Origin of the sequence: Catenibacterium sp. RTP21428st1_D7_RTP21428_210409 (assembly GCF_040227455.1) — a bacterium.
Classification (GTDB): Bacteria; Bacillota_I; Bacilli_A; order Erysipelotrichales; family Coprobacillaceae; genus Catenibacterium; species Catenibacterium mitsuoka_A.
In genome coordinates this window covers 1-6,549 of sequence record NZ_JBEHVX010000114.1, presented here as the reverse complement: position 1 = coordinate 6,549, position 6,549 = coordinate 1, and the positions used below count along the sequence as shown (strand labels likewise).

Sequence of the window (6,549 nt, the reverse complement as noted above, 5' to 3'; positions counted from 1 at the left end):
TTTGACATATGATTATACCTCCATCTAATTTCTAATCTAATTATAGAACAGATGGGAAATTCATGTGTCTGGTTCAGATTCATGAACGCCGTTTAATCGGTGTTTATGAAATTTAATTTTCACTGACCTGTGGTTTGTGGGTATTCAAATAATCTTATAATAAATAAAATATTTTTCAATAATAGATCAAAAACAGATTTAAGTACAATCACATCGGGAAGAAATACACAATATGATTATTTTTTTAAAATGATTCCAAAATATTGGTTAAGAGGTACCGGAGGTACATATATTGAATGTAATATATTAGCAACCTTATTGAGCTATGGAATTTTGGGAGGAATTCCAGTAATTATATACAGTTTTTATCCTGCTTTATATGTGATGAAGAAAAATAAAAATATAAATGAAACAAATAAAAAATTAAAACACTTGGTTTTTTTATTAAGTATTATGTTAATTGTTAATGGTTTATTTGAAGAATTGGCTCCATTTGGCCCTGGTGTTAAATGTTTTAGTTTATGGTTTTATTTTGGATTTTATATTGGTAATTTAAGGAGGAAAGTGTATGCTGAATAAAATTAGTTTATCATTTATTGTTCCTGTATATAATGTTGAGAAATATATATTGGACTGTTTGAAATCTATTGATTTTCAAACATGTCAAGAATATGAAATTATAATTGTAAATGATGGCTCTACAGATAATTCTCAATCAATAATTCAAAACTATATAAGTAATATGAAGAATGTACAGTTGATTAATAAAGAAAATGAAGGGATTTCTATTGCTAGAAATGTTGGGTTACAAAAAGCAAATGGTGAATATGTTTGTTTTATTGATAGTGATGATTTTTATAAACTTAATTTTTCACAAAATTTTTTGGATATATGCCATAAATATGATTTAGATGTGATAAGAGGAGTTTATGGAATTTATGATGATGAGAGTAAGAAATATTTATCACATGATATACCTGAAATGACTTATATAAATAAAGTATTAAAGGGGAAAGACTTTTTGAAATATGCAATTAATGAACATAGTAACGAAGTAGTTCCTTGGTTAGGATTTTATAAAAGAGATTTTTTGTTAAAAAATAATATATTATTTCCAAGAAGTATTTCTTATGAAGAGGATCATTTATTCTTTTTAAAAGTATTATTATCTGAAGAATGTAAAATATGTCAAACTAATGTAGAATTCTATGCTTATCGTAAGAGAAAAGGGAGTGCTACCAAAACACCAACATTGAAACAAATCGAGGATATTATATATATAGTTAATGAAGAAAGAATGCTTGTTGATAGCTTATTGTTAGAAAAAAAATATATTATGTTTGCTAAAAAGTATATTAGTTCATCATTTTATCAATTGACTTCAATTTATGGGAGATTACCTAACGAAGATAAAGCAATAGTTGATAAAATATCTCTTTTTGATATAGAAAAAGAATGTATAAAATATTCATATGATTGCCATCAAAAAATAAAAATATTACTATTTACATATGCTAGATGGTTTGTAAAACTTATTTACGATAGAAGAATGAAAGGAAATGTTAATGGATAAGAAAGTTATAAAAAATTATCTCTATAACATTAGCTATCAATTACTTGTTTTGAATACCCACAAAACACAGGTATGCCATAAATACATTTTTAATGGAACCCTTTTAAACAGACAATAGAAAGAACAAACAAAGATCCAAAATACTGTTTCCTGCAGATTATGGGTATTCAAATTACTTGTTATTATTTTGCCTCTTATTACAACACCATATGTATCAAGAGTATTAGGAGCAAAAGGAATTGGAACATATGGATATACAAATTCGATCACACAGTATTTTATTTTATTTGGGTGTATCGGATTAAATTTATATGGACAAAGAGAAATAGCATATTATCAAAAAGATATAGATAAAAGAAGTAAAGTATTTTTTAAATTATTAATACTTAGAATATTTACGGTTTCAATAAGTATTATTTTATATTATTTTACATTTTGTCAAAATAAAACATATGGTTTTATTTTTTCTATTCAAATTATCGATGTCATAGCATCAATGTTTGATATTTCTTGGTTATATCAGGGAATGGAAGATTTTAAGAAAATTGTTATTAGAAATACTTTAGTTAAGATTTGCGGATTGATCATTATTTTCACATTTGTTAAAGCACAATCAGATTTGCCGATATATGTATTAAGCTATTCTGTGACATTATTATTTGGTAATTTATCAATGTGGATGTATCTTCCTAAATTTGTAAAGAAAGTAAAATTAAACACATTAAACATCAAGAAGCATATAAGACCAACGATTGTGTTGTTTTTACCGCAAATAGCTACATCAATTTATACAATGTTAGATAAAACAATGATAGGTGCTTTAACAGGAGATACTGCTGAAGTTGGTTATTATGAACAGTCTCAAAAGATCATCAAAATGGCAATGACTCTTGCAACGTCACTAGGAACTGTAATGTTACCAAGGGTGGCTAATATGTACAAAGAGGGAAAAATGAATGAAGTCAAAGAAAGTATATATACTTCATTTCAATTTATTTCATTTTTGGCATTTCCATTATGTTTTGGGTTGGTTGGAATATCTAAAGGATTTGTTCCATGGTTTTTTGGCACTGGGTATGAAAAAGTTGTACTAAACATGATAATTATTTCACCAATAATAATTATTATTGGATATGGAAATGTTGTAGGAACACAATTTTTATTGCCGACAGGTAGGCAAAAAGAATATACAGTTGCAGTGTGTGTAGGGATGATTATTAATCTACTTTTAAATTTAGTTTTAATACCTCGTTTTTTATCTTATGGTGCAGCTGTAGCAACATTAATTGCTGAAACAAGTGTAACACTTTCACAATTATATTTTATCAGGAGCTTTTTTAGATTAAAACAGATGATAATGAATATTTATAAATACATTATTTCTTCTATAATCATGTTATGTTGCATATTGATTATCTCTAGGATAATGCCAATAGGTATTATTTATACAATGATACAAATTGTTTTAGGAATTATTGTATATTTCGGTATATTGATAATATTAAAAGACAAAAGTGTGATGATGTTTTTAAATAAAATTCTTAAGAAGAAAGGATAAACAAATGAAAGTAAGAAAAGCAATTATACCAGCAGCAGGTTTAGGAACAAGATTCCTTCCTGCAACAAAAGCAATCGCCAAAGAAATGTTACCAATTGTAGATATTCCAACAATCCAATATATTGTTCAAGAAGCAGTAGATAGTGGAATAGAAGAAATCTTGATTATTACAAACAGTAATAAACATGCGATGGAAAATCATTTTGATAAAAACTATGAGCTTGAAGAAAGATTAAAAGAATCAGGAAAACTAGAACAAGTAAAAATGATCCAAGATATAGCAGATATGGCTAATATTTACTATATTAGGCAAAAAGAACCAAAAGGATTAGGACATGCAGTTTTATGTGCTAAATCATTCATTGGAGATGAACCATTTGCTGTACTATTAGGAGATGATGTAGTTGTCAATAAAGAAGGAAAACCAGCTTTAAAACAACTAATAGAACAATATAGTAAAACATCAGCATCAGTAATAGGAGTACAAACAGTTGATAAAAAAGATGTAAGCAAATATGGAATCGTAGAACCATCAAAATCACATCCAGCAAAAGGAAGACTGGTAAAACTAACAGATATGGTGGAAAAACCAGCCGTAGAGAAAGCACCAAGTCAACTAGCAGTCTTAGGAAGATATGTATTGACACCTGAAATCTTTGGACTGTTAGAAACACAAGGAAAAGGAGCAGGAGGAGAAATCCAGTTAACAGACGCTATTAAAAGATTGTTAGATAGACAAGCGGTGTATGCGTATGATTTTGAAGGAAAGAGATATGATGTAGGGGATAAATTTGGATTTATAAAAGCAACAATAGATTTTGCCTTAGATAGAGAAGGTCTACATGATCAAGTAAGTAAATATATACATACATTAGTTGAAAAAGAAAAAGGTAAGTTTTAACGCTCAGTTTATGAAAAGTGTTACTACTAGATCATTAAATTTAACTTAACGCCTGATTCTCTACTTTATAACCATTTGACTCAAATCATCATTTTTTGAATAGTTGTAAAATGATCTTAAATGCTCAGGTGAGTGCTATGGCAACTGAAAACCACGTAAAAAACTATCTAAGAACTAAGGGTAAGGATTGTGTAACTAAGCTTATTGAATCATTATATGAACAGGCTGATGAAGGTATTGATTTATCTCATAAGGCATGCCCTATATGTGGTTCAGTTCATTTCAAGAAGAATGGAAAAGATAAGAACGGACATCAGAGATATATCTGTCTTGACTGTCACAAGTCTTTTAGTGATAGAACCAACACCTTATTCTACTGGTCTCATTTTACTTTGGACCAGTGGCTTCACTTCATTGGACTGGACCTATATAAAATGCCTCTAGAGGGTGAGGCTCAAGTCTTGGGGACAAGCAAGACAACCTGATTCTATATGCGTCATAAACTTTATCATGCAGCCTCTGAAATTATGGGTCATCAGAAATTATCTGGTGAAGTTTATTAAGATACACAGTATAAAAGTATCAACCTAAAGGGAACACGTCCTCAAAATATGCCTAGATACTCAAAGAAAAGAGGTAAACAGGCTGCATATAGAGAAATATCTCATCACAAGGTTGCCATTGTCTGTGCTACAGATGAAAATGATCATATGATGATGCAGGTATCAGGTCTTGGAAGTGAGTCATTCGATAAATATAAAGCGAATAAAGAATACTTTGATGATGTAAAAGAGTTCATATCAGATTCAAAGGCTAGTATACAGCAGTTTGCCAACTATCTTGAAGCAGTAAACAATAAGATAAAGACATCTCCTATAGAGAAGAGATATCTTACTGATGACGGAAAATCATTAGGTTCTGTCAATGAGATGATGACAGAAGTGAGTTTAATGATACAGACAACAAGAGGTATTGGAACCAGATATATACAAGGTTATTTAGATTTTCTGCTTCTTAAGAAGCAGGTTAAGTATAAGTTCAAGAAAAAGGAAATGGCTTCTGAAATTCTTAGAATGATTATAGATACCGAGCTTTTCAGTGATGTGATGGTAAGAGCTACGCTTATGCCTATTTCACTTAAGGAAGCTTATTACGAATATCGTTATGGCATTTTTGCTGAATAAGATCACCCAAAGCAACACTTTTCTTAAATTGAGTAAAAATATAATAGATGATTAATAAGATTGTTTTGATTTGATTCGTTCTTGAAAAGAGGTGTTTAAATGGAAAAGAATATTTATTATTATGAGTTAGTTGTTAAAAAGAAGAAAGACAGATCTGAAATTGCTTTAAATAATAACGAGATATATCAAATGTTTGAAGAAATATATAATCATACAAGATCTGTTGATGCTTATCAAACATGTGAATTGGATGGATTGTATTATTATGATTTTATGATTTTTAATCAGGAAGAAATGTTTTTAAAAATCGGTAAAGTGAATATGAATAATGCGATTGAAATAAGGGATAAAGATACTTTCAAAAGTGGACCAATTAATATTAAAGAGAATCAACAACTCAATACAATATTATATTTTTATATGGACTTTAACACTTGCATTGCTACAATATGCAGTTCTGAAGGTATTGGATATGGAACGGCTGTAAAAAAGCTTTTGATTGATAAATATAAAAAGGATATCACAAACGTTATTTTTGCTAATATTCTAACTAAAGATATTATTAAAAGAATTATGGAAAAAGATATTATTGGGAATATTGAATTTAGTTATGCAGTTCCTTCGGATGAAATTTTGAGCAGTATTCATCTAAATAGAGATGTATTTAATGATATTCAAAACAAAAAATCTATGCAAATGACATGTAAATTATGTATTGAGAGAAATAAATCAGCATTTGATGATAGAAACCAAGTAAAGATGCTGTTTAATGATATCACCAATAAGTATAAACTGCTAAAAAGTTTTTATATAGATGCAAAAAATAAAGGTGAAAAAATAGAACATTTTAATTTATTAGAATATAGATATAAAGACAAAATAGAATACGATGAACATGATTTTTCAAATTATAATACTATGTATAAGTTGATAAAATCTAAATATTCAAATAAGAAAGTTGAAATATGCGAACTTATACAAAATACATAAGTCTATTTTTTGTGGCACTATATAAATTTGATTGTTCAAAGTTTGTTATGAAAATTGAAAATGATATGTATACATTATCAGTGGATATTCTTGCAATTGTGCTTACTGTTGTAACAATTATAATTGCATTAATTGATCACGAAAAAGTAAAAAGGTTATCAAAATATGGATATTTGGATAGTTTTAAAAACTCGAATAAGACTTGCTTGTATGCAGGTCTAATTAATATTGTTTTACATTATATTTATAAAATTCTAGAAGTTATCAATTTTTTTGAATACCCATAATCTACAGGTACCAATTTAAGAGAAGTGTGGAGCAGAAATATTCAGGATATAGACTA

The 6,549-nt window shown here is 28.2% G+C and carries 7 protein-coding genes; all 7 read left to right on the top strand.

Annotated features, from left to right (window positions below):
- Positions 1–249: 249 nt before the first annotated feature.
- The 7 genes from ABUA27_RS11740 (at position 250) to ABUA27_RS11710 (ending at position 6,206) form a co-directional block, all read left to right on the top strand.
- Positions 250–579 (top strand): hypothetical protein, encoded by a 330-nt coding sequence (locus ABUA27_RS11740; protein WP_349820769.1) that lies wholly within the window; start codon positions 250–252, stop codon positions 577–579.
- A complete protein-coding gene (locus tag ABUA27_RS11735; RefSeq protein ID WP_349820768.1) occupies positions 569–1,573 on the top strand; it encodes a glycosyltransferase in 1,005 nt (334 codons plus the stop codon). The genes ABUA27_RS11740 and ABUA27_RS11735 overlap by 11 nt, the downstream gene beginning before the upstream one ends.
- 133 nt (positions 1,574–1,706) lie before the next feature.
- Positions 1,707–3,131 (top strand): flippase, encoded by a 1,425-nt coding sequence (locus tag ABUA27_RS11730; protein ID WP_349820770.1) that lies wholly within the window; start codon positions 1,707–1,709, stop codon positions 3,129–3,131.
- A 4-nt stretch (positions 3,132–3,135) separates the two neighbouring features.
- Positions 3,136–4,032, top strand: coding sequence for a UTP--glucose-1-phosphate uridylyltransferase GalU (galU, locus tag ABUA27_RS11725; RefSeq protein WP_349820767.1), 897 nt, complete (start codon positions 3,136–3,138; stop codon positions 4,030–4,032).
- A 110-nt stretch (positions 4,033–4,142) separates the two neighbouring features.
- On the top strand, positions 4,143–4,517 hold the full coding sequence (locus tag ABUA27_RS12720) for a transposase (RefSeq protein ID WP_502879955.1): 375 nt from the start codon (positions 4,143–4,145) through the stop codon (positions 4,515–4,517).
- 126 nt (positions 4,518–4,643) lie between these two features.
- Entirely contained in the window at positions 4,644–5,216 is a 573-nt protein-coding gene (locus ABUA27_RS11715; protein ID WP_349820766.1) for a hypothetical protein, read from the top strand.
- A 99-nt stretch (positions 5,217–5,315) separates the two neighbouring features.
- Positions 5,316–6,206, top strand: a complete 891-nt coding sequence (locus ABUA27_RS11710; RefSeq protein ID WP_349820765.1) for a hypothetical protein — start codon at positions 5,316–5,318, stop codon at positions 6,204–6,206.
- Positions 6,207–6,549 lie beyond the last annotated feature (343 nt).